Genomic DNA, 24,703 nt, shown 5'->3' on the forward strand with positions numbered 1-24,703 from the left:
AACACCCTGTCGGCAAGGCGGCTTGACGGCGCAAACTTCAAAAGTGTTCTGCGGGCACGGTCATGGCAAGTCAAATTTTGACTATGATCGTTGTCTGAATTTCCGTATCACCTCACACTTATCTGGAGACATCCCATGAGCCTGATGGGCCAAATGATGCACATGCCCTTGTCGATTTCGTCCTTGCTGATGCATGCGGCGCGGCACAACGGCGACGTCGAGATTGTTTCCAAGCGCGTGGAAGGCGACATCCACCGCACCACCTGGACCGACATCGAACTGCGGTCGCGCAAACTGGCGCAAGCCCTGGCGCGCCTGGGCCTGAAGGCCGGTGACCGCGTGGGCACGCTGGCCTGGAATGGCTACCGCCACGTGGAGATCTATTACGGTGTCTCGGGCTCCGAGTTGGTCTGCCACACCATCAACCCGCGCCTGTTCCCGCAGCAGGTGGCCTGGATCATCAACGACGCCGAGGACAAGATCCTGTTCGTCGATCTGAACATCTTCCCCTTGGTCGACAAGCTGGCGGCCATGTTGCCCACCGTCAAGCACGTGGTCGTGATGACCTCGCGCGAGCACATGCCCAAAGAAACGGCGGTCCCGAACCTGCTGTGCTACGAGGAACTCATCGCTGCCGAAGACGGCCACTACCAGTGGCCCGACTTCGACGAGAACACCGCGGCCAGCCTTTGCTACACCTCGGGCACGACCGGCAACCCCAAAGGCGCGCTGTACTCGCACCGCTCGACCGTGCTGCACGCCTACGCGGCTGCCTTGCCCGATGCCATGAACGTGGCCTCGAAGGACACCGTGCTGCCCGTGGTGCCCATGTTCCACGTCAACGCCTGGGGCCTGCCTTACACGGCCGCCCTGATCGGTTGCAAGCTGGTGCTGCCGGGCCATCACCTCGATGGCGCCTCGCTGTTCGACCTGTTCGAGACCGAGAAGGTCACCTTCAGCGCCGGCGTGCCCACCATCTGGCTGGGCCTGATCAACCACGTCAAGTCCAACAAGCTGAAGTTCAGCACTTTCAAGAGCACCGTGGTGGGTGGCGCTGCCTGCCCGCCTGCCATGATCAAGACGCTGCAGGACGATTTCGGCGTGGAGGTGATCCACGCCTGGGGCATGACCGAGATGTCGCCGCTGGGCACGCTCAGCCGCCTCAAGGCCAAGCACGCCGACCTGCCCAAGGACGCCAAGCAGCGCATCCTTGAAAAGCAGGGCAAGGGCATTTATGGCGTGGACATGCGCATCGTCGATGCCGAGGGCAAGACCTTGCCTTGGGATGGCAAGACGCCAGGCGACCTCGAAGTGCGCGGTCACTGGATCATCAGCAGCTATTTCAAGGTCGACAAGTCGCCCTTGCACGGTGGCTGGTTCCCCACCGGCGACGTGGCCACCATCGACGCCGATGGCTACATGCAGATCACCGACCGTTCCAAGGACGTGATCAAGTCGGGCGGCGAGTGGATCAGCTCGATCGACCTGGAGAATGTCGCCATGGGCCACCCGGCCATCCACGAGGCCGCCGCCATCGCGGCCTGCCACCCGAAGTGGGACGAGCGCCCGCTGCTGGTCGTGGTCAAGAAGCCTGGTGCCGAGGTCACGCGCGAAGAAATCCTGGCCTTCTACGACGGCAAGATCCCCAAGTGGCAGACGCCCGACGACGTCGTCTTCACCGACGAGATCCCGCACACCGCCACGGGCAAGATCTACAAGTTGAAGCTGCGCGAACAGTTCAAGGACCACAAGCTGCCCACGGCTTGAGGACTTGCTTTTTGAGCACGCCAGAAGCGCCCCACGGGGCGCTTTTTTCATGCTCGATGCAACAGCCTCGGGGCTTGGTTGCAGAGGTGATGACAGATAAAGTCCGGAAACCCATGAAATTCCGGGTCATCCCTGAATCACCCCCCGGGTTAGGGGGGGTAATCTCAGTGTCTGGTCGATACCCCACCGAGGAAAAAGCATGAACTTTCAACGCCGAGCATTGAGTATTTTCGTGGCCGCCTCCCTGAGCGCTGGTGCCGCGATGGCCCAAAAAGGTGAAACCGTCAAGATCGCCTGGATCGACCCCCTGTCGGGCCTGATGGCCAACATCGGTCAGAACCAGCTGCGCGGTTACCAGTTCTTTGCCGAGAAGTTCAACGCCAACAACCCGGCGGGCGTCAAGTTCGAAGTCATCAGCATCGACAACAAGCTGTCGCCCGCCGAATCGCTCAACGCCCTGAAGTCGGCGATCGACCAAGGCGTGCGCTATGTGGTGCAGGGCCTGGGCTCGGGCGCGGCCCTGGCGCTGGTGGACGCCATCAACAAGCACAACGAACGCAACCCTGGCAAGGAGGTGGTGTTCCTGAACTACGCGGCCGTCGATCCCGACCTGACGAACAGCAAGTGCAGCTTCTGGCACTTCCGCCTGGATGCCGATACCTCGATGAAGATGGAGGCCATGACCACCTTCATGAAGGACAAGCCCGAGATCAAGAAGGTCTACCTGATCAACCAGAACTACGCGCACGGCCAGCAAGTGTCCAAGTTCGCCAAGTCGAACCTGGCCCGCAAGCGCCCCGATGTGCAGATCGTGGGCGACGACCTCCACCCCCTGGCGCAGGTGCGTGACTTCGCGCCCTACATCGCCAAGATCAAGGCTTCAGGCGCCGACACGATCATCACCGGCAACTGGGGCTCGGACCTGGCCTTGCTGGTCAAGGCCGCCAACGACGCGGGCCTGACCGCCAACTTCTACACCTACTACGCCAGCTTCGGTGGCACGCCGACCGCCTTGGGCAAGGCCGCCGATGGCCGTGTCTACCTGGTGGGCTACTCCGATTACAACATGGGCGGCCTCTATACGCAGTACGCCAACGAGTACAAGAAGCGTTTCAACGACGACTGGTACACCGGCGCGATCTACCACGCTTATTCGCTGTTGAGCTCGGGCATGGCCAAGGCCAAGTCGACGGACCCGGTCAAGGTGGCCTCGGCCATCGAAGGCCTGAAGTTCAAGAGCTTCAACGGCGAAATTGAAATGCGCAAGAGTGACCACCAGTTGCAGCAAGGCCTGTTCATCCTGGGTTGGCAGAAGACTTCGGCCAAGGCGCCTTATGACGTCGAGAACACCGGCATGACCTTCGCCAACGTGAAGTACTTCGACCCCTATGTGTCGAGCACGCCCACGTCTTGCCAGATGAAGCGTCCTTCCTGATCGACCCTTTTCGCTGTCGTTAAAGCAGTAACCCGGGGCGGCCGCCGCCCCGGGCTCTCCGCCCCTCTGGGCGTCTTGAATGGAGCAGGGTTCACGCCTCGCCGACATGGAATCCCTGGTCGTCAACATCCTCAATGGTGTCAGTTCCGGCTTGCTGCTGTTCATGCTCAGCTCCGGGCTCACGCTGATCTTCAGCATGATGGGCGTGCTCAATTTCGCGCACGCCAGTTTCTACATGCTGGGTGCCTATTTCGCCTACGCCATCACCGGCTGGGTGGGCTTCTGGCCCGCGCTGGTGTTGGCGCCGCTGGCCGCTGGCCTGCTGGGCGCCTTGTTCGAGCGCTTCAGCCTGCGCCGGGTGCACCCCTTCGGGCACGTGCCTGAATTGCTGGTCACCTTCGGCTTGTCATACGTCATCCTGGAACTGGTGCGGCTGGTTTGGGGCCCCTCGGCCGTGGACTACCGCGTGCCCGATGCCTTGGCCGGCCCGCTGTTCACCCTGGCCCACGTGAAAGGCCAGGCCCTGCAGATGGTGTGGGGCGTGGCGCCCGACAGCCTGTGCGGCCCGGCCACCGGCGCCAGTTGCACGCAGTTCCCGGCCTACCGGGCCTTCATGGCGGGCGTGGCCTTGTTCATGCTGGGTTCGATCTGGCTGCTGCTGACGCGAACGCGGGTCGGCCTGATCATCCAGGCCGCCTTGACCCACCCCGAGATGGCGCAGGCCCTGGGCCACAACGTGCCCCGCGTGATGATGGGCGTGTTCGGTGGCGGCTGTGCGCTGGCGGGCCTGGCCGGCGTCATTGGTGGCAATGCCTTCGTGACCGAGCCCAACATGGCCACCTCGGTGGGCACCATCATTTTCGTGGTGGTGGTCGTGGGCGGCATGGGCTCGTTGGCGGGGGCTTTCGTGGCCTCGCTGCTGATCGGCCTGATCCAGACCCTGGCGGTGACGGTGGACGTGTCCCTGGTCACGCTGATGCAATCCATGGGCTGGACGGTGAACTACGACAGCCTCGCTTATCCCCTGCTCAAGATCACCGTGTCGCAGATGGGCCCGATCCTGCCTTACCTGCTGCTGGTCTTGATACTGATCTTCAGGCCCAAGGGCTTGCTTGGCACACGCGACGAATAAACCATGTCTACCAAGCTGTATCGATTCAAACCGCTCAACCTGGGCCGTGGCCTGGTCTGGAGCCTCTACGCCCTGATCCTGCTGGTGTCGCCCTTGCTGTGGAACAGCAGTCTGGCGATGACCATGCTGTGCCAGATGGGCATCGCCATCATCGTCTGCCTCTCCTACAACATCTTGTTGGGGCAGGGCGGCATGCTCAGCTTTGGGCATGCCGTGTATTCGGGGCTGGGTTCCTTCGCGGCCATCCACACGCTGAACAAAGTGTCCGAGGGCGCGTGGGCCATCCCGGTCAGCCTGATCCCTTTGGTGGGCGGCCTGGGTGGCTTGCTGGTGGCGGCCTTGCTGGGCGCGGTCACCACCAAGAAGTCGGGCAACACCTTCGCCATGATCACGCTGGGCGTGGGCGAACTGGTGTGGTCCATGTCACTGATGCTGCCGGAGTTCTTTGGCGGCGAGGGCGGCATCTCGGGCAACCGCGTGGTCGGCGAATCGGTGATGGGCATCACCTTCGGGCCACAGACGCAGCTGTACTACCTCATCGCCCTTTACTGCTTCGTGTGCACGGTGCTGATGTATGCCTTCACGCACACGCCGCTGGGCCGCATGCTCAATGCCGTGCGCGACAACCCTGAGCGGGTCGAGTTCATCGGCTACGACACCCAGCGTGTGCGCTTCATCAGCTTCATGATCGCGGGCTTCTTCGCGGGGGTGGCCGGTGGCTTGTACACGCTCAACTTCGAGATCGTGACGGCCGAGGTCGTCAGCGCCTACCGGTCTGGCGCCTACCTGCTGTTCACCTTCCTGGGCGGTGCGCTGTTCTTTTTCGGGCCCATCATCGGCGCGGTGCTGATGGTGATCGCCACGGTGCTGCTGTCGGAGTGGACCAAGGCCTGGTTGCTGTACCTGGGGCTGATTTTCCTCGTGATGGTGATGTACGCGCCGGGCGGCGTGGCCAGCCTTCTGCTGATGAATGCCCGGGTGTATGCCCACGGCATGCTCAGTCGCTTGTGGAAGCTTTACCTCGGCTTGTTCGGCACGGCCGCGGCCACGATGCTGGGCGTGGTCGCCATGGTCGAGATGCTGTACCACATCAAGTTGAACGAGGCCCTCGGGCCGCAGATGACCTTGATGGGCGTGATGCTCGACACGCAGAGCGTGCGCAGCTGGACGGGGGCGGTCTTGCTGGTGCTGATCGGCGGCGTTTTGTTCGACCAGGTGCGGCGCAGGTTCTCGCGGCACTGGGAGCAGATCCAGTCCGACATCGAAGTTGAAACCCAACGCCGCGCGGCGGCATGACCATGGCTGAATCCAATTCCTCACAGGGCCTGGCGCTGGAGCTGCGCGATGTGCGCAAATCTTTCGGCAAGACCGAGATCATCCGTGGCGCCAACCTGGCCGTGCGCGAAGGCGAACGGGTGGCGCTGATCGGGCCCAACGGCGCTGGCAAGTCCACCTTGTTCAACCTGATCAGCGGCCGCATGGCGCCCAGCAGCGGCGAGATCCGCCTGCACGGCGAGGCCATCCAGGGCTTCAAGCCTTATGAGGTCAACCGCCGTGGCCTGGCCCGCAGCTTTCAGATCTCGAACCTGTTCCCGCGCCTGAGCGTGTTCGAGAACATCCGTTGCGCGGTGCTGTGGTCCATGGGTGAGCGCTACGCCTTCTGGCGCTTCCTGTCTCGCCTGGACGCGGTCAATGCGCGCGCGGAAGAGGTGCTGGGCATGATCCGCCTGCAGCGCAAGCGAGATGTCAGCGTGTCGTCCTTGACCTATGCCGAACAGCGTGCGCTGGAAATCGGCGTGACCATCGCGGGCGGTGGCAAGGTGATCTTGCTGGACGAGCCCACGGCGGGCATGAGCAAATCCGAGACGGCCAACTTCGTGCAACTGATCCGCGAGGTGACGGTGGGCAAGACGCTGCTGACGGTGGAGCACGACATGGGCGTGGTGTTCGGCCTGGCCGACCGCATCGCGGTGCTGGTGTATGGCGAGGTGATCGCCTTCGACACGCCTGAAAAAGTCCGTGGCAACGAGCGCGTGCGCGAAGCCTACCTGGGCTCGGCCTTGGCCGACCAGCAAACCGCCGAAGCCGGAGTCTGACCACCATGCTGTCCATTCAGAATCTGCACGCTTACTACGGCAAGAGCCACATCCTGCATGGCGTTGACCTGGAAGTGAAGCCGGGCGAGATCGTGGCCCTGCTGGGCCGCAATGGCTCGGGCCGCTCGACCACCATCAAGGCCGTGATGGGCCTGGTGCAGGGCGAGGGCAAGGTCTCGTGGAACGACACCAACATCCTCGGCCACAAGACCTACGACATCGCGCGGCGGGGCCTGGGCTACGTGCCCGAGAGCCGCGACGTCTTCCCCAAGCTCACGGTCGAGCAGAACCTGCTGCTGGGCCAGCAACCGGGGCGCCGTGGCAGCAAGAACGGCCGTTGGTCGCTGGACGACATGTACCAGATGTTCCCGCGCCTGAAGGAGCGCCAGCACACCGAGGCCGGCGTGCTGTCGGGCGGCGAGCAGCAGATGCTGACCCTGTGCCGCACCCTGATGGGCGACCCCGACCTGATCATGATCGACGAGCCGACCGAGGGTTTGGCGCCCAAGATCGTCGAACTGGTGGGCGAGTACCTGAAGGAACTCAAGCGGCGCGGTCTGGCCGTCTTGCTGGTGGAGCAAAAGCTCACCATCGCGCTGGACATCTCCCAGCGCTGCTATGTGATGGGCCACGGCGAGGTCGTTTTTCACGGCACGCCTGAAGAGCTGAAGGCCGATTGCAATGTCCGGAAGGAATGGCTGGAGGTGTGATTTTCGGGGTTAACCCTGAAGAATCATTGACCCTTGCAGGGTTGCTGCAATCGTGAATGCGGCTATTCTTACAATGGTTCTTTTCAGATTCCCCACACGAGTGAGATTGGCATGAGCACCTCCTACCAAGTCGCCGACGGCATCGCCGTCATCACGCTGGAAAATCCCCCCGTCAATGGCCTCGGCCAGAGCACGCGCGCCGGCATCGTCGATGGCATCCACAAGGCGCTGGCCGACGACGCCGTGCAAGCCGTGGTCATCACCGGTTCGGGCAAGGTGTTCTGCGGTGGTGCCGACATCCGCGAGTTCGGCTCGCCCAAGGCGTCCGCCGCGCCCGATCTGCACGTCACCATCGCCACGGTCGAGCAATCGACCAAGCCCGTCGTGGCCGCCATCCATGGCGTGGTCATGGGCGGAGGCCTGGAACTGGCCCTGGGTTGTCACTACCGCGTGGCCGCCTCTGGCACGCAGGTGGCCTTGCCCGAAGTGAACATCGGCCTGGTGCCCGGTGCCGGTGGCACGCAGCGCCTGCCGCGCGTGCTGGGCGTCGAGACTGCCTTGGAAATGATCACCACGGGCGTGTCGGTGCCGAGCGAAAAGCTGATCCTGGCGCCTGGCCAAAAGCTGTTCAGCCAGCTGGTCGATGGCGACCTGCTGGCCGGCGCCAAGGTCTTCGCCAAGCAGATCGCTGCTGCTCGCCCACTGCCGTCGGTGCGTGACCACAAGGTGGCCGCGCCCGCCGATCCCGAACTGTTCATCAAGACCCGCGCGGCCCTGGCCAAGACGCGTCGCAACCTGGACGCGCCGCAGCGCTGCGTCGATTGCGTGGAAGCTTCGGTCAGCCTGACCGACCTGGACGCCGGCATCAAGTTCGAGCGCGACGTGTTCGAGCGTCTGCTGACCAGCGACCAGGCCCGCGCCTTGCGCCACGCCTTCTTTGGCGAGCGCGCTGCCAGCAAGATTCCCGACGTGCCGGCCGACACGCCGCTGCGCGACATCAAGCAGGTCGCCGTGATCGGCGCCGGCACGATGGGTGGCGGCATCGCCATGTGCTTCCTGAACGCGGGTGTGCCCGTGGTCATGCTCGAGATGAAGCAGGAGGCCATCGACCGCGGCCTGGGCATCATCCGCAAGAACTACGAAGCGCAGGTGTCCAAAGGCAAGCTGGCCCAAGCCAAGTACGAGCAGCGCATGGCCCTGCTCAGCACCACGCTGAGTTACGACGACATCGCGCAGGCCGACATGGTGATCGAGGCCGTGTTCGAAGACCTGGGCGTGAAGTCGCAGGTCTTCGCCAAGCTCGATGAAGTGATGAAGCCGGGCGCGATCCTGGCGTCCAACACCTCGACGCTGGACGTGGACAAGATCGCCGAAGTGACCAAGCGCCCGAGCGACGTGGTGGGCTTGCACTTCTTCAGCCCGGCCAATGTGATGCGCCTGCTGGAAGTGGTGCGTAGCAAGCACACCGCCAAGGACGTGATGGCCACCGTGATGGCCGTGGCCAAGAAGATCAAGAAGGTGGCGGTGGTGTCGGGCGTGTGCGATGGCTTCATCGGCAACCGCATGTTCGAGCAGTACACCCGCCAGGCAGGCTTCCTGATCGAAGAGGGCGCCACGCCCGAGCAGGTCGACAAGGCCGCCGAGAAGTTCGGCATGGCCATGGGGCCCTTCCGCGTGGGCGATCTTGCTGGCAACGACATCGGCTGGGCCATCCGCAAGCGCCGCTACGTTGAAAAGCCCAACATGCGCTACAGCAAGGTGGCCGACCTGATCTGCGAAGTGGGCCGCTTTGGCCAGAAGGCCGGCAAGGGCTGGTACGACTACGAAGTCGGCAAGCGCGAACCCGTGCCCTCGGCCGAAGTGCTGGCCATCTTGGGCAAGTTCCGCCAGGACAACCACATCACGCCGCGCGAAATCAGCGACGAAGAGATCGTCAGCCGCCTGGTGCTGTCGCTGACCAACGAGGGCGCCAAGATCCTGGAAGAGGGCATCGCCAACCGCGCCTCCGACCTGGACATGGTCTACCTGACCGGCTATGGCTTCCCCATCTACCGCGGTGGCCCCATGCTCTACGCCGACATCATTGGCCTGCCCCAGGTGATCGAGCAGATGAAGGCCTTTCAGAAGAACCCGCACGACGACGCGGCCTTCTGGGAGCCCGCACCGCTGCTGGCCAGGCTGGCGGCCGAGGGCAAGAACTTCACCGGGCAGGCTTGATCCACCAGCCTGGCGACCAAGGCGGTTGACTGAACACAAGGGGGTCTGCAGCACTGTTCAAGGCTGTGGACCTTTTTTTCGGCCGTCTGTCCATTTTCAATCCGAGGTCAGCATGTCTTCATTCATTGAAACCACGCAGAACGGGCACATCCTGGAGATCCGCGTCAACCGGCCGGAGAAGCACAACGCCCTGTCGCCCGAGATGTACAGCGACATCGCCAAGGCCTATGGCGAACTGAGCCGCAACCCCGACCTGCGTGTGGCGCTGCTGCATGCCGAAGGCAAGCACTTCACCTCGGGCGTCGAGCTGGACAAGTTCGCGCCCATCTTTGGCAATGGCAAGGGCTTTGAAATCGGCGAGGGCGAGATCGACCCCTTCGGGCTGCAAGGTCCGCGTCACAGCAAGCCGGTGGTGATGGCCTTGCAGGGCAACTGCTTCACCTGGGGCGTTGAAATCCTGCTGAACACCGAGGTACGCGTGGCGGCCGAGGACACGCGTTTTGCGATGCTGGAAGTCAAGCGCGGCATCTTCCCGTGTGGTGGTGCCACTTTGCGCTTGCCGCAGCAGATGGGCTGGGGCCATGCGCAGCGCTACCTTCTGACAGGCGATTATTGGTACGCCGATCTGGCCTTGCGCACGGGCCTCGTGCAGGAAGTGGTGCCGGCCGGCCACCAACTGGCCAAGGCGCGCGAGATCGCCGAGCAGATCGCCAAGGCCGCGCCGCTGGGCGTGCAGAACGTGCTGAAGTCCACCCGCAACGCCTGGAACGAGGGCGAGGCTGAAGCCGCCAAGCACCTGTTCAAAGACCTGCTGCCTGTGATGCAGAGCGAAGACGCGGCCGAGGGCATCCGCTCCTTCATCGAGCGCCGCGATGCGGTGTTCCAGGGCCGTTGAGCTTGCCGCGAGCACACCACCGAATCTTCAAAGAGACCACCATGACCCACCGCGCCACCATTGATTTCCTGCTGCACGACTGGCTTCACGCCGAAGACCTGACCCAGCGCGAGCGCCACACCGACCACAACCGCGAGACCTTCGACGCGGTGCTGGACCTGAGCGAGAAGCTGGCCAACGAGCAGTTCGCGCCACACAACCGCCTGACCGATGTGCAGGAGCCCGAGTTCGACGGCGTGAAGGTGCACCTGCCCAAGGAAACGCCCGTGGCCCTGCAGGCCTTCAACGACGCGGGCCTGATGGGCGCGAGCAAGGACGTTGAAATTGGCGGCATGCAGCTGCCCACCGTGGTCGAGATCGCCTCGATGAGCTTCTTTTACAAAGCCAGCGTCTCGCTCGCGGCCTACCCCATGCTCACGCGCGGCAACGCCAACACCATCCTGGCGCACGGCACGCCGCTGCAGATCGACGTGTTCGCCAAGGGCGGCTTCGAAGGGCGCACCTTCGGCACCATGTGCCTGAGCGAACCGCAGGCCGGCTCCAGCCTGTCGGACATCCTGACCAAGGCCACGCCCGACTTGAAGGGCGATGGCAGCGGCATCGACTGGACGCAGGATGCGCTGGGGCCACGCTACCGCCTGACGGGCAACAAGATGTGGATCTCGGGCGGCGAGCACGAGATGGGCGAGAACATCGTGCACCTGGTGCTGGCCAAGATCCCGGGTGACGATGGCAAGACCATCCCCGGCGTGAAGGGCATCTCGCTGTTCATCGTGCCGCGCAAGCTGGTCAAACAAGACGGCACCATCACCGACCAGCGCAACGACGTGGCCCTGGCCGGCCTGAACCACAAGCTGGGCTACCGCGGCACGGTCAACACCTTGCTGAATTTTGGCGAAGGCAAGTTCCCGGTGAACGGCCAGTCGGGTGCCGTGGGCTACCTGATCGGCAAGCAAGGCGAAGGCCTCAAGTGCATGTTCACCTTGATGAACGAGGCGCGCATCAGCGTGGGCCTGGGCGCGACCATGCTGGGTTATGCGGGCTACGAGGCTTCGTTGGAATATGCCTTGCAACGCCCACAAGGCCGTCGCATGGGTGCGGGCGGCAAGGACCACAGCGCGCCGCAGATCTCGATCATCGAGCACACGGATGTGAAGCGCATGCTGCTGCAGCAAAAAGCCATCGCCGAAGGCGGCCTGGCCCTGGGCCTGTTCTGTGCCCGATTGGTCGATGAGGAATACACCGGCACGCCCGCCGAAGCCGAGCACGCCGGCCTGCTGCTGGAGCTGCTGACGCCCATCGCCAAGAGCTGGCCCAGTGAGTGGGCGCAAGAGGCCAACAGCCTGGCCATCCAGATCCTGGGCGGCTATGGCTACACGCGCGACTTCCCGGTCGAACAATACTGGCGCGACAACCGGCTGAACATGATCCACGAAGGCACGCACGGCATCCAGGGCCTGGACCTGCTGGGCCGCAAGGTCGTGATGAACGGCGGCAAGGCCTTGAGCGTGCTGGCCGAGCGCATCAGCCAGACCATCCAGAAGGCCGGCCAGATCGATGGCTTGGCAGTGCACAGCAATGCCTTGGCGCAGGCGCTGCAGAAGGTCGGCGCCACCACCAAGGCGGCCTGGTCCACCGGTGTGCCGGAAGAAGCGCTGGCCAACGCCACGCCTTACCTGCAAGGCTTTGGCCACACGGTGCTGGCCTGGATCTGGCTGGAGTTGGCCATCGCCGCCAAAGCCGCCTTGGCCGCTCAAAGCCCGCTGGGCGAAGGCTTCCTGCAAGGCAAGCTCGCCGCCTGCGATTACTTCTTCAGCTTCGAACTGCCCAAGATCGACGCCTGGCTGGGCGTGGTCGCGCGCCGCGACATGACCTGTGCCCAGGCCCAGGCCGACTGGTTCTGAACCGACCCACCTCCCTTCATGCAAGGACAAGCCCCATGATTCGCCACATCGTGATCTTCACGCTCAAGAACCCCGCGGATGCCCCCAAGGTCAAGGCCCTGCTCGACAGCTGCAAGGGCCTGGTGCCCGGCATGCACGAGTTCGACGTCGGCATCAAAACCGAAGGCCTGGAGGCCAATGCCGACGTGGTGCTGATCTCCACCTTTCAAGATGGCGCCGCGCTGGCCGCTTACCAACCGCACCCGCACCACCAGGGCGTCGTCGCGCAGATCCGCGAGATGGCCGCGTCGCGCCACGTGCTCGACTACTTCTGCTGAAAGGACGACCCCATGAGCACCCCCCGCAAGGTTCAAGAACTTTTCGACCTGACGGGCCGCACGGCCCTCATCACCGGCGGCTCGCGCGGGCTGGGCCTGCAGATGGCCCACGCGCTGGGCGAAGCCGGCGCCAAGGTGGTTGTCAGCTCGCGCAAGGCGGCTGACCTGGAAGAGGCCGTGGCCTCGCTCCAGGCCGCGGGCATCGATGCCAGCTTCATCGCCGCCGATGCCGGCAAGCCCGAAGACATCCAGCGCCTGGCCGACCAGGCCCTGGCCAAGTTGGGCCACATCGACATTCTGGTCAACAACGCCGGCGCCACCTGGGGCGCCGCCGCGCAAGAGCACCCGCTGGAAGCCTGGGACAAGGTCATGAACCTGAACGTGCGTGGGTACTTCCTGCTGTCGCAGGCGGTGGCCAAGGCCAGCATGATCCCGCGCAAGCAGGGCCGCATCATCAATATCGCGTCCATCGCCGGCCTGGGCGGCAACCCGCCTTTCATGCAGACCATCGCCTACAACACCAGCAAGGGCGCGGTGGTGAACTTCACGCGCGGCCTGGCCTGCGAATGGGGCCACCTGGGCATCCGCGTCAACGCCATCGCGCCGGGCTTCTTCCCCAGCAAGATGACGGCAGGCCTGCTGGGCATGGCCGGTGAGGACAACATTGCCAAGGGCGCGCCCCTGCTGCGCATCGGCGACGACGAAGACCTGAAGGGTGCGACGCTGCTGTTCGCCTCCGATGCGGGCAAGCACATCACCGGGCAAATCCTGCCGGTCGATGGCGGCGTCAGCGCCTTGATCGGCGGTTGATTTCACGCCATTGAACCGACTCCACGAACGTTGAGGAACCACACCATGAGCACCATCAACCGCCAGATCCTGCTGGCTTCGCGCCCCAAGGGCGAGGCCACCGTCGACAACTTCAAGCTGGTCGAAAGCCCTGTGCCCTCCCAGGCCGAGCTGAGCGACGGCCAGGTCGTCGTCAAGCACCATTACCTCTCGCTCGACCCCTACATGCGCGGCCGCATGAACGACAGCAAGAGCTACGCCGAACCCCAGCCGCTGGACAGCGTGATGATCGGCGGCACGGTGGGCGAGGTGGTTGCCAGCAAGCACCCCAAGTTCGCCGTGGGCGACCAGGTGCTGGGCCTGGGCGGCTGGCAGGAATACGCCGTGGTCGACGCCAATGTGCGCGGCGCCATCCACAAGGTCGACACCACGCACATTCCCCTGTCGGCCTACCTCGGCTCGGTCGGCATGCCCGGCGTGACCGCCTGGTATGGCCTGGTCAAGATCATCAATCCCAAGGCCGGTGAGACGGTGGTCGTCAGCGCGGCGAGCGGCGCAGTGGGCAGCGTGGTCGGCCAGTTGGCCAAGGAGCGCGGCTGCCGCGTGGTCGGCTTTGCCGGTGGCGCCGACAAGTGCCGGTACGTGGTCGATGAACTGGGCTTCGACGCCTGCATCGACTACAAGGCGCACCCCGATCCGCGCGACCTGTACAAGGCCTTGAAGGAGGCCGCGCCCAAGGGCATCGACGGCTACTTCGAGAACGTGGGCGGCGCCATCCTGGACGCCGTGCTGCTGCGCATGAACGCCTTTGGCCGCCTGGCCATGTGCGGGATGATCGCCGGCTACAACGGTGAGCCCTTGCCCATGGCCAACCCGGCCCTGATCCTGGTCAACCGCTTGAAGATCGAAGGCTTCATCGTCAGCGAGCACCCCGAGGTCTGGCCTGACGCGACCAAGGAGCTGGGCACGCTGGTGGCCACCGGCAAGATGAAGTTCCGCGAGTCGATTGCCCAAGGCATCGCCAGCGCACCCGAGGCCTTCCTGGGCCTGCTCAAGGGCAAGAACTTCGGCAAGCAGCTGGTCAAGCTGGTTTGAACGCGCGACTCAAAACACATTGAAGGACAAGACATGTCGATCATGAATTTGCAAGCCGGCCAGACGGCCGTCATCACGGGCGCGGGCAGTGGCTTCGGCCTGGAACTGGCGCGCCTGGGCGCGGCCCGTGGCCTCAACCTCGTCATCACCGATGTGCAGCAGGATGCCCTGGACGCGGCCAAGGCCGAGCTGACCGGCCTGGGCGCCAAGGTCGTGGCCTTGCGCGGCGATGTCTCGCGCGCCGCCGACATCGAGGCCCTGGCCGCGGCTTGCGTCGAAAACTTCGGCGCGCCCAACCTGGTCATCAACAACGCGGGCGTGGCCCATGGCGGCCTGGTCTGGGAACACACTGTCCGCGATTGGGAGTGGGTGCTGGGCGTCAACCTCTGGGGGGTGATCCATGGCGTGCGCGTGTTCACGCCGCTGATGCTGGAAGCCGCGCGCAAGGATCCGAACTGGCGGGGCCACATCGTCAACGTGGCCTCGATGGCGGGCCTGCTGAACTCGCCCAACATGGGCGCCTACAACGTCAGCAAGCACGCCGTGGTCAGCCTGACCGAAACCCTGTACCAGGACCTGTCGCTGGTGACCGAGCAGATCAGTGCCTCGGTGCTGTGCCCTTACTTCGTGCCCACCGGCATCCACCAGTCGCACCGCAATCGGCCGGCAGAGTTGCGCAGCGAAGGCAAGCCCACACCCAGCCAGATGATCGCGCAGGCCATGAGCACCAAGGCGGTGACCTCGGGCCGCGTGTCGGCCAATGACGTGGCCCAGTTGGTGTTCAAGGCGGTTGAGCAGAACCAGTTCTACATTTACAGCCACCCGCAGGCCCTGGGCATGGTCCAGACGAGGATGGAGGACGTGGTTCAGGTGCGCAACCCGACCGACCCGTTTGCCGGCAAACCTGAGCTGGGTGAAAGCCTGCGCAAGTCACTGCGCGAAGCGATGGGCGGTTAAGCCGTCTTCGCGCAGGGGAGAGAGGGACGCTGCTGGGTCAGCGGGCGTCCTGCTCTCGGTGGCGCGCCAGGGCCACGCCACGCTTCACGAAGCGTTCCACCAGTTGCTCGACGCAGTACACCGAGCGGTGCTGGCCACCCGTGCAGCCAATGGCCACGGTGACATAACTGCGCTGATCGCCTTCGAGCGTGGGCAACCAGCGCAGCAAAAAGGTCTCGATTTGCGAGATCATCTCGGCCGCCTCGGGTTGCTGGCGCAGGTAGTCGATCACTGGCTGGTCGCGCCCGGTCAGGGGGCGCAATTCTTTCAGGTAATAAGGGTTGGGCAGCATGCGCACGTCGAACACGAAGTCGGCGTCCATGGGCACGCCCTGCTTGTAGGCGAACGATTCGAACACCAGCGTCAGGCGCGAGGCCTCGGCCTGCACCACGTTGCGGATCCACTGGCGCAACTGGGCCGGCCGCAGCAGCGAGGTGTCGATCACGGCCGACACTTCGCGCAAGGGCTCCAGCAGTTCGCGTTCCAGGTTGATCGTGTCGATCAGGGCCTGGTCCTGGAAAGCCAGTTGCTCGTCCATCTGCTCGGGCATGGGCGGCAGGCCGACGAAATCGCGGGTCGGTTGCTTGGCCTGCAACAGCGGGTGAGGGCGGCGTGTTTCGGAGAAGCGCCGCACCAGGGCGTCGGTGCTGGCGTCCAGGAACACCGACTTCACGCGGACGCCTTCGGTCTTCAACTCGGCCAGGATGGGCACGAGGCTGGGCAGGGAATTCGCGCTGCGCACGTCCACGGCCGCGGCCACGCGCCGGCGTTGTGCCTCGGGCCTGGCCAGCTCCAACGTGATCAGGCCGCGCAGCAGTTCAGGGGGCAGGTTGTCCACGCAGAAGTAGCCAGCGTCTTCCAGGGCATTGATGGCCACGGACTTGCCCGAGCCCGAGATGCCAGTCAGGAGGACGACGTCCAGGCTCATGCCGCTTCCTTGCGGCGGCGTTTGCCACTGGCTTGCTGCTCGTCCTCGGGGGATGCCTGGGCCGCGTCCACCATGACCTGGGCGTGGGCGCGGCTGGTATCGGTGACGGTCCCTCCCAACATGCGGGCCACTTCGCGCACGCGCTCGTCGCCGTTCACCTCGCGGATGTCGCTGGTGGTGGTGCCTTGGCTCAGCGCCTTGGAGACGACCAGGTGCTGGTGCGCGCAAGCGGCCACCTGGGCCAGGTGGGTCACGGCCAGCACCTGCTGGCTGGCGCCCAGCTTTTGCATCAGCTTGCCGACCGTGTCGGCCACGGCGCCACCGACGCCGGAATCGATTTCGTCGAAGATCAGGGTGCCGGATTGCGCGGCGGCGTCGGCGCGCTGCGAGGTGGTCACGGCGATGGCCAGGGCCAGGCGCGACAGCTCACCACCGGAGGCGACTTTGCCCAGCGGGCGGGGTGTGCTGCCAGCGTGACCGGCGACCAGGAATTCCACGGACTCCAGGCCGAATGCCTGCGGCTCGTCCTGCTTGGGCAAGGCGACCTCGAAGCGGCCCCCCGACATGCCCAGATCCTGCATGGCGGTGGTCACGGCCTGGGCCAGCGCAGGCGCGGCCTTCGCGCGTTGCTGCGACACGGTCTTGGCCACGGCCAGCCAGGCCTTGTGGGCGTCGTTGGCCACGCGCTCAAGGTGTTCCAAGTCGGCGGCGGCGTCCAGCGCGGCCAGGTCATCGCGCCAGCCTTGCAACAACTCGGGCAGGTCTTGCGGCAGGCGGCGAAAGCGCCGGGCCAGGCCCATCCAGGTGGCGATGCGGCCGTCGAGCTCGCCCAGGCGCGCAGGGTCAAGTTCGGTGTGGCGCAGGGCGCCGCTCAGGCTGTGGGCGGCGTCCTCCAACTGGGCCTGGGCACTGCGCAACACATCGAGCGCGCTGGCCAGGTTGGGATCGACCTCGGCCACGCTGTCGAGCGCATCGATGGCACGCGAGGTGAGGGCGCTGGCGCTGCTGTCGTCTTCCGAGATGGCGTTCAGGGCCAGTTGCGCGGCGTCCAGGATGGCCTGGCCATGCGCCAGGCGCTGGTGTTCGCTGTTCAGTTCATCCCATTCGGCAGCTTGGGGCTTGAGCTTGTCCAGTTCGGCGATCTGCCATTGCAGGCGTTCGCGTTCGCGGTCCAGGTCGGCTTGGCGGCCACGGGCGTCGTCCAGTTGGCGCTGGGCATCGCGGCGCAGGGCCCAGGCCTGTTGCAAGGCCAGGGTGTCCACACCCGCTTGCGCATCGACCAGGGCGCGCACCGAGTCGGCGCGGGTCAGGCTTTGCCAGGCGTGCTGGCCGTGGATGTCGACCAGGTGCTCGCCCAGTTCACGCAATTGCGTGACGGTGGCCGGGCTGCCGTTGATCCAGGCGCGACTCTTACCCTGGGCGTCGACCACGCGGCGAAGCAGCAGGGCCGCGCCGGGTTCGGCGGCATCGAAACCAGCCTCGTGCAGCCAGGGCGCCAGGCGTTCGGCCAGGGCTGCATGGGGCTCGAATTCAGCGGTGATGTCGGCACGGGCGGCGCCTTCGCGCACCACGCCGGCATCGCCCCGGCTGCCCAATGCCAGTTGCAGGGCGTCGATCAGGATGGATTTGCCCGCGCCGGTTTCGCCGGTCAGCGCCGTGAAGCCGGCGCGCAGATCGACCTCCAGGGCCGTCACGATGACGAAATCGCGCAGGGTCAGGCGGCGCAGCATCTCAGGCAACTCCCTCGTTCCAGCGCAATTTGCGGCGCAGGGTGGCGTAATAGTTCCAGCCCTTGGGGTGCAGGAAGCGCACCCGGTGAGCCGAGCGGCGCACCGTGATGCGGTCGCCGTGCAGCAGGCTGGCCAGGCTTTGCATGTCGAAGTTCATGCTGGCGTCCTTGGCCGCCACGATCTCGATGCTGATGACCCCAGTGTCCGGGATCACGATGGGGCGGTTCGACAGCGTGTGCGAAGCGATCGGCACCATCACCCAGCCCGCCAGGCCGGGGTGCAGCAAGGGGCCGCCGGCTGACAGCGCATAGGCCGACGAGCCCGTGGGCGAGGCCACGATCAGGCCGTCGGCCCGGTAGTTGGCCACGAACTGGCCGTCGATTTCGGCGCGGAGCTCCACCATGCTGGCGGTGGCGCCCCGGCTCACGACCACCTCGTTGATGGCGAAGCCCTCGTAGATGGTTTCCATGCCGCCATCCCGGTTCGGGCGCAGCACGGCGCCTTCGAGCATGGCGCGGTGTTCTTCCTCGTAGTGGCCGGTCAGGATCTGGGGCAGGGCGCTGACCATGTCCTTGTGCTGGATGTCGGTGATGAAGCCCAAGCGCCCCTGGTTGATGCCGATCAGCGGGATGTCGAAGCGCGACAACTCGCGGGCGATGGCCAGCATCGTGCCGTCGCCCCCCACCACCACGGCCACGTCGCACTGCTTGCCGATCTGCTTGAGGCTGAGCGAGCCGTAGTCGGTGATGCCGGTGTTGAGCGCGGTTTCCATCTCGAGCGAGACTTCGAGCCCCGCGCGGACCAGGATGGCGGCCACGTCTTCCAGCACCGGGCGGATGCCGCGGGCCTGGTATTTGCCGACCAAGGCGGCGTGGCGGAAACGGCAGGGCTGGAGGCTGGGCATGGGCAGAATTACACCACAGGCGACCGCCCTGAACGAGGGGTGGTTTCGCCCTGCGAACGCTGATTTGTGACGGCTTGTCCGCGTCAGCGCCTAGAATCAAAACCATGCTGGATGACCGTGCCAAGATACTGTTGAAAGCCCTGGTCGAGCGCTACATCGCCGACGGGCAGCCCGTGGGTTCCCGGACCCTGTCGCGGGCCGCCGGACTGGATTTGTCCGCTGCCACCATCCGGAATGTGATGGCCGACCTGGAAGACCTGGGCCTGATCGTCAGTCCGCACACCTCGGCCGGGCGCGTGCCCACGCCCCGAGGCTACCGCCTGTTCGTGGACACCATGCTCACGGCGCGCCCCTACGATTTCAACGTCGAAACGCGCGACCAGCTCCAGCCAGACCAACCCCAGCGCGTGATCGCCAACGCGGCGCAGATGCTGTCCAGCCTGTCGCAGTTCGTGGGCGTGGTCACGTCGCCGCGAAAGGCGTCGGTCTTCCGGCACGTCGAATTTTTGCGCCTGGGCGACAAGCGCGTGCTGGTGATCCTGGTGGCGCCCGACGGCGACGTGCAGAACCGCGTGCTGTTCACGGCACAGGATTACACCCAGTCGGAACTGGTCGAGGCCAGCAACATCCTCAACACGCACTACTCCGGTTTGTCGATCGAAGAAATGCGCAACCGCTTGAAGTCGGAAGTCGACCAACTGCGCGGCGACATCGCCAGCCTGATGCAGGCGGCGGTTCAGGCGGGCAGTGATGCGATGGAAGAAAGCACCGACCAGGTGGTGGTGTCGGGTGAGCGCAATCTGCTGACGGTGCAGGATTTTTCGAACGACCTGGGATCCTTGCGGCGTTTGTTTGACCTGTTCGAGCAGAAGACGCAGTTGATGCGGCTGCTGGAAGGTTCCAGCCGCGCCGAGGGGGTGCGCATCTACATCGGCGGGGAAAGCATGGTGGTGCCGTTCGAAGAGCTGTCAGTGGTGTCAGCGCCTTATGAGATCAATGGGCAGGTGGTGGGCACGCTGGGGGTGATCGGGCCGACGCGCATGGCGTATGACCGGATGATCGAGATCGTGGACATCACGTCGCGGATGGTGTCGAATGCGTTGAGCCAGAAGTAGGGCCGCCTAGACGGCTGGGCTTTGTCACTCAAGCAGAAGGGTGTGGGGGACGGCCTAGAGCGGCTAGGAAGCGCTTGCTTCTCGGGGGCGAGGTAGCCATTCGCCGCGGATGGAAAGACGCGAAATTGCGGTTCCGCGAGTTCTCTCATGTTGACGTAGGTGCTGGCTGGCATCGGCATTCAGTTGTTTCGGCCCGACGGCCACGGATGTCAAAAGGGGTACTCAAGTTCCGCCATTGCGGGAGTTGTCGGGCGAAGTCGAATGCTTTTTAGCAGGGCGTCCAGGCGCGACTTGCTTTCCTCAAAAGGGGGGGGATCGGTCTTCAGCCGTTCGATCTCCGAATCACGCGTTTCCGCTTGCGTGAAGCTGCGCATGTCCACCGCGATGAATGGCAGAACCTGAGAGTTCATCCAGCCGTTGTACCCTGTGAAGACACTGTAATTGTCAAACTTGCGCTTGCCCTCGGTCAGTTGAACGACCGTGCCACCTTGCTCTGCGGCCAGTTCACCGATGTAGGCGCGATGCGGGCCAATGCGCTTCTTGACCAGTTTGGCCACTTCTTGATTGGCAAAGCCTGCCATCAACCCTACCGATGCACGTGTGGTGGCCGCGAGCAGTGTGTTGGTGACAAGGCGCTCGTCAACCACCTGTGTGCGCAGGGTGTAGAGCACATTGGGGCGGTCATCAAAGCGGATCCCGGCCGCAGTCTTGAAGGGGACCGTGCCGTCATCAGGTATGAAGCCGTAGGGAATGCAAACCCCACGCTCTTTTGGAATGTCATACAGCTTGCGGGTCTGAAAGCGCTTCATGAAATCGGTGAACCATGCTTCACGTTGCGCATCGGTGCGTTTGTCGTTGAGATTGCCGCCCATCACGAAGTGATAGTAAACACCATCACGCAGCAAATAGCCTTGCAGATAGCGGCCTTGGGCGTAGCCTTTTCTGTCAGTCATTCCGAAATCCATTGGATGTGAGGCTTTGCCGACGTTGGCAAGAACTTGTTTTTCTTCAACCAATTCCTCTTCTAGTTCTGCGATGGCCCTGTCGTGCTGTTCTTGGGTGATGTTAGGGTCTCGCGTAGCTGAAGAACTTTTCTTCAGTTTGTCTAGGCGTCTCTTATTTATCGCAATACTTTCTTCGTGTTCCCTTTTGACATAGATCTTTTCATCTACGGCACTTTCGTACTGCGCGTCCAGCTGCTGCTGGGTGGCGCCTGGGTAGATGAGGACATAGAGGCCATAAGTGCCATAGTCGATCCCTTCGTCCTCGCTGCGGATTTCCCTGGATATGATCGGCATCTGGTCCTTAGGCGTTGTTGTCGACGAGCTCAGCGCCCATTTGACAGGCTTATCCAGATTGAACGTCAAACGCCCAAGGCATTCCTGCCTGCCTTTAGGGCCAGATAGATACTTGGCGTTCAATGCCTGCGCCAAATCATTTCGACCGGGGTGTGGGTTCTTATACGAACCATCATCGGCCTTGCTCGGTTGGCATGCGATCAAAGGCACGCTCAAAAGGATGCAAAGCAAACCTTGCTGCACTTTGGTCATACAGCTTGGCTTTCTGCGGGCGAGTTCGTGTTGATTGCCACGTTACTGTTAGTTGAAGAGCTTGAACCTACCATTGTGGGCGATGGGCTTGTGTGTTCCATCGCAATCACAGTCAGGTTAAAGCTCGACAAGTTGTTTTCCCAGGCCGTCCAGTTGACGGGGAGCGATGTGATGAAACCTTGAATTCCATTCGGCTCTTTGGTCAGTGACAAAGAATCCTTTGAATCTGCAGCAGGTTCATACGTGTGCTTGATGTCATGGACGGCCGCCCGCCGCCAGAACAGCTCGTCAAACGGCATGCGATAAGCAAGTCGCCCGCCACTTTCGTGTTTGGCGTAGTTCACATATCGCCAAAGCGGCCAGATTGAGCTTGGGGGTGTTCCCTTGTTAGCCTCTATCGGCTGAACTTTGGGGTGCGCCAAATTTCTGGGTATGAACCAGAATGCGGCCTCGTAGGTCTTTGCATTTTCTTCAGCAATATACTGAATTGCTTGCTGTGTAGATGAGGCCGCTGGGCTCTTGAGCAATGCTTCGCCGGCCAGTTCTTCAGATCTTCTATTTGTACTTGTCAAACCAAACAGCTTTCGCCACAAGCGCACACGCAAGTCATGCACTTTGCTGGCCACAGGATGGTCATTCACACCATCCAGTTTGGCCATGATGGGCGTGTCATCTGTGATCACCACCGCCAATTCCGAGTCACGGCTACCTAACTGACTGCGGTCATTGATGTTGGCGCTGCCAAGCACGGCGACACGATCATCCGCAATCAGCAACTTGCTGTGCACATAGATTTGTTCGGTCACCGGCTTCTTGCCGATGACATCCCAGTTGCGAAGATTCAAAAGCGTCAGGTAAGCGGTCCAATCCTTCCCACAAGCCTTCTGGATGGCTTCTGCATCCATGCCAGCAACTCGATGCTCGGCTTCTTCAATCGAGATTTTTTTCTGATCATGCAAGCGTTTGGCCAATATTCCACGTCGAATGCCATTGACCAAGCTGTGCTTGCCAAAAACCAGCGACTGCATGGTCAGGTGGGTTTGCGTCATGATGTTGACGACGTTCAGCAAGCCCTCTGGGTGAACTGGCAAAACCATGTACACATGAAACGGCTTGTCGTCGTAAATGGCTTGGGTGATGCGGTCCACCAGGGCCTGGCCAATCGGGTTGAGCAGTCGTTCCTGCGGTTTGCCCATCAGGCGCAATGCCTCAATGGTGGTCGCATTGGTCATGGCCTGTTTCAGATCGGCCATGAACGCCTTGCCATGTGCCAATTCCATGACTTCTGGGACCATGTCCCAGCGCATGGCGGTGGGCACTTTTGAGATAGGCAAGCCGCGGATGCCCAGCATGTCAATGCATTGCTGATAGGTGGTCGATGACTCGATCGTGAGCAAGGCATCCATGGGCCCCGACTTTTTTCCTCTGGCCTCGCCTTCGTCACCATACGCCGTTTGAAAGAACTGACCCTCAATGTAGATGAATTTGCTGGAGCCTTGGATGACCTTGATCATGGCCTTCAGGCAATTGTTCTGTTGCATGGCGGGAGCATTGGCTCCCAATTCAGCGTTTTCTTGTGTGACCAACTGCTTGGGGGCACTGCGCACAACTTGCACCCAATTGCTGCCACCGCTCTCCTGGTGCACTGGAAAATCTGCCTTGGCAATGCGTGGTGCTTTTGGCGTCTTGATGATTTGTAAACCAATTTTCTCCAGCAATGGATCAACCAGCTTTGCGTAGGGATCCCGGTATCTGGCAAAAGACTTCTCATAGCTTCGTGCTGATCCATTCCAGCGGCGCACGAAGTTCATGCTCAGGTCAAACACAGCCGAGCCTTTGATGTGGCAATGCACGTCGTGCCATGGCATACGTGGCTGACAGTCAACATCGATGATCTTGCCGCTCTTGGGCGTGACCTTGGTATGTTCGAGCAGCCTTTCATAGCGCTTGGGCAACTCGTGGGATGTGGCATACAGCGCTGCAAAGACTGCGTACGACAAGGCATGCACAACGGAAGAAACCTCTTGAAGCATCGCTGGTGGCACGCGATTGAGGTCAGCGTTGTTCAACCAGGCCAGCAGCGCCGACATGGCATTGGCGGCATTGGCCGACCCTGTGTCACGCAGTGCCTGCAGTTTCTCTTGCACGTCTTTGGGCAATTGAGCCCATGCCCACCGGGATGCATCTTGCGCTGCGCCAGCCGCTGCTTTCTTGACGGGGCCGGTGAATCGCCCAAGGAGATCGCTGTTTTCCCAGCTGTTCATGGCTTGGGTTTTTGCATCACTGATGTGTTGGGTGACGGCCGATTTCGCATCCCAAACCGGTGCAAACAGGTCGGCGGGCGAGGTCAAGAATGTGGCAATCCATCCGGTGAGCCCATCCAGAGTACAGGCCGCCAGCAACTCCGCTCTGGTCAGACAATCGGCTTGTTCAACATTGCTTAGATCGTGGACAGGAGGAATGCATGAGTTGTACAGCTCATTGAGTGTCCGCCCCTCTGGCTTCAAGCTGAAGTTGCCGTCGTCACGTCGGCCATAGGCTAAGTCGATGCCTCCAACAAATGCATGTTTGTTGTCAACCACGACTTGCTTTTGATGATGAGAGAAGAACAAACCCAATGAGCCTTGATCACCTTGCTGCATGGCTGGCAGGCAGTAGGCGCGCCCCTTTGGCTTGCCGGCGTTGAGCTGGAAAACGGCCAACATGGTTTCGAAGTCGCCCGTGTCCACACCAGCTTTGGGCGATAGCCAGGGCATCACGTAGACGGAGGCGCCGTTGTCGACCGCTTCCCTCAGGCAATCAAAGAGGGTGGTCTTGCCATCGAGTTCGACGTCGTAGTTGACCTGCCATCCCGCGATGAAGACGGTTTTCTTGGCCTTGCGGATGTAACCCGCCACGGCCTTAAAGTACTCCTCGCCTGTGACGTAGAAATCAACGTCATTGCCCCGGTGTGGCTCGCTGAACAACTGCCCCCAATCCAATTCCTCAGGCAGGCCCAAGCGTTTCATGCCATCGACTCGGACATTTTCGGTGTTCTTGGGAAACCACGCTGGGGCGGATCGGGCCTGTGCGGTTGGTTTGCCGTCTTTGTCCACAGGCTGATGGATTGTCTTTCCTGGCATG

The 24,703-nt window shown here is 62.8% G+C and carries 19 protein-coding genes; 14 read left to right on the top strand and 5 right to left on the bottom strand.

Annotated elements, in window-relative coordinates; translation table 11 throughout:
• The first annotated feature begins 135 nt into the window (after positions 1 to 135).
• From ACREB4_RS04075 to ACREB4_RS04135, 13 genes are all read left to right on the top strand, one after another.
• On the top strand, positions 136 to 1,767 hold the full coding sequence (locus ACREB4_RS04075) for a 3-(methylthio)propionyl-CoA ligase (protein WP_431586914.1): 1,632 nt from the start codon (positions 136 to 138) through the stop codon (positions 1,765 to 1,767).
• A gap of 199 nt (positions 1,768 to 1,966) precedes the next feature.
• Positions 1,967 to 3,202: a branched-chain amino acid ABC transporter substrate-binding protein gene (locus ACREB4_RS04080; protein ID WP_431586915.1), complete on the top strand. Its 1,236-nt coding sequence runs from the start codon at positions 1,967 to 1,969 to the stop codon at positions 3,200 to 3,202.
• A gap of 106 nt (positions 3,203 to 3,308) precedes the next feature.
• Positions 3,309 to 4,334, top strand: a complete 1,026-nt coding sequence (locus ACREB4_RS04085) for a branched-chain amino acid ABC transporter permease (RefSeq protein WP_431586916.1) — start codon at positions 3,309 to 3,311, stop codon at positions 4,332 to 4,334.
• Positions 4,335 to 4,337: 3 nt separating this feature from the next.
• Positions 4,338 to 5,630, top strand: coding sequence for a branched-chain amino acid ABC transporter permease (locus ACREB4_RS04090; RefSeq protein ID WP_431586917.1), 1,293 nt, complete (start codon positions 4,338 to 4,340; stop codon positions 5,628 to 5,630).
• 2 nt (positions 5,631 to 5,632) lie between these two features.
• On the top strand, positions 5,633 to 6,430 hold the full coding sequence (locus tag ACREB4_RS04095) for an ABC transporter ATP-binding protein (protein WP_431586918.1): 798 nt from the start codon (positions 5,633 to 5,635) through the stop codon (positions 6,428 to 6,430).
• Between the two features lie 5 nt (positions 6,431 to 6,435).
• On the top strand, positions 6,436 to 7,140 hold the full coding sequence (locus ACREB4_RS04100; RefSeq protein WP_431586919.1) for an ABC transporter ATP-binding protein: 705 nt from the start codon (positions 6,436 to 6,438) through the stop codon (positions 7,138 to 7,140).
• Between the two features lie 111 nt (positions 7,141 to 7,251).
• The gene (locus ACREB4_RS04105) at positions 7,252 to 9,357 is read left to right on the top strand and encodes a 3-hydroxyacyl-CoA dehydrogenase NAD-binding domain-containing protein (protein ID WP_431586920.1); all 2,106 of its coding nucleotides are present in this window, start codon (positions 7,252 to 7,254) and stop codon (positions 9,355 to 9,357) included.
• Positions 9,358 to 9,469: 112 nt separating this feature from the next.
• Positions 9,470 to 10,252 (top strand): crotonase/enoyl-CoA hydratase family protein, encoded by a 783-nt coding sequence (locus tag ACREB4_RS04110; RefSeq protein ID WP_431586921.1) that lies wholly within the window; start codon positions 9,470 to 9,472, stop codon positions 10,250 to 10,252.
• A 41-nt stretch (positions 10,253 to 10,293) separates the two neighbouring features.
• Complete coding sequence (locus tag ACREB4_RS04115) at positions 10,294 to 12,156, top strand: acyl-CoA dehydrogenase (protein ID WP_431586922.1); 1,863 nt, start codon at positions 10,294 to 10,296, stop codon at positions 12,154 to 12,156.
• Between the two features lie 35 nt (positions 12,157 to 12,191).
• Positions 12,192 to 12,473: a Dabb family protein gene (locus tag ACREB4_RS04120; RefSeq protein WP_431586923.1), complete on the top strand. Its 282-nt coding sequence runs from the start codon at positions 12,192 to 12,194 to the stop codon at positions 12,471 to 12,473.
• Positions 12,474 to 12,485: 12 nt separating this feature from the next.
• The gene (locus ACREB4_RS04125; RefSeq protein ID WP_431586924.1) at positions 12,486 to 13,283 is read left to right on the top strand and encodes an SDR family oxidoreductase; all 798 of its coding nucleotides are present in this window, start codon (positions 12,486 to 12,488) and stop codon (positions 13,281 to 13,283) included.
• Between the two features lie 45 nt (positions 13,284 to 13,328).
• A complete protein-coding gene (locus ACREB4_RS04130) occupies positions 13,329 to 14,357 on the top strand; it encodes an NADP-dependent oxidoreductase (RefSeq protein WP_431586925.1) in 1,029 nt (342 codons plus the stop codon).
• Positions 14,358 to 14,390: 33 nt separating this feature from the next.
• Positions 14,391 to 15,314, top strand: a complete 924-nt coding sequence (locus tag ACREB4_RS04135) for an SDR family oxidoreductase (protein ID WP_431586926.1) — start codon at positions 14,391 to 14,393, stop codon at positions 15,312 to 15,314.
• A 37-nt stretch (positions 15,315 to 15,351) separates the two neighbouring features.
• Here ACREB4_RS04135 and rapZ read toward each other — a convergent pair whose 3' ends face one another.
• Genes rapZ through ACREB4_RS04150 form a run of 3 tightly spaced genes read right to left on the bottom strand, consistent with a single transcriptional unit; the run spans position 15,352 to position 18,915 of the window.
• Positions 15,352 to 16,281 (bottom strand): RNase adapter RapZ, encoded by a 930-nt coding sequence (rapZ, locus tag ACREB4_RS04140; RefSeq protein WP_431586927.1) that lies wholly within the window; start codon positions 16,279 to 16,281, stop codon positions 15,352 to 15,354.
• On the bottom strand, positions 16,278 to 18,011 hold the full coding sequence (gene recN / locus ACREB4_RS04145; protein WP_431586928.1) for a DNA repair protein RecN: 1,734 nt from the start codon (positions 18,009 to 18,011) through the stop codon (positions 16,278 to 16,280). Before recN ends, rapZ begins: the two co-directional genes overlap by 4 nt.
• 1 nt (position 18,012) lies before the next feature.
• Positions 18,013 to 18,915, bottom strand: a complete 903-nt coding sequence (locus ACREB4_RS04150; protein WP_431586929.1) for an NAD kinase — start codon at positions 18,913 to 18,915, stop codon at positions 18,013 to 18,015.
• 104 nt (positions 18,916 to 19,019) lie between these two features.
• On the opposite strand from ACREB4_RS04150, the gene hrcA reads away from it, so the two are divergent.
• Entirely contained in the window at positions 19,020 to 20,030 is a 1,011-nt protein-coding gene (gene hrcA, locus ACREB4_RS04155; RefSeq protein ID WP_431586930.1) for a heat-inducible transcriptional repressor HrcA, read from the top strand.
• A gap of 209 nt (positions 20,031 to 20,239) precedes the next feature.
• On the opposite strand, the gene ACREB4_RS04160 is transcribed toward hrcA, so the two are convergent.
• Together ACREB4_RS04160 and ACREB4_RS04165 are read right to left on the bottom strand one after the other, a co-directional pair.
• A complete protein-coding gene (locus tag ACREB4_RS04160; RefSeq protein ID WP_431586931.1) occupies positions 20,240 to 21,580 on the bottom strand; it encodes a T6SS immunity protein Tli4 family protein in 1,341 nt (446 codons plus the stop codon).
• The gene (locus ACREB4_RS04165) at positions 21,577 to 24,702 is read right to left on the bottom strand and encodes a phospholipase D-like domain-containing protein (RefSeq protein WP_431586932.1); all 3,126 of its coding nucleotides are present in this window, start codon (positions 24,700 to 24,702) and stop codon (positions 21,577 to 21,579) included. Before ACREB4_RS04165 ends, ACREB4_RS04160 begins: the two co-directional genes overlap by 4 nt.
• Position 24,703 lies beyond the last annotated feature (1 nt).

The sequence above is a fragment of the Aquabacterium sp. genome (assembly GCF_050725395.1).
Classification (GTDB): Bacteria; Pseudomonadota; Gammaproteobacteria; order Burkholderiales; family Burkholderiaceae_C; genus Aquabacterium.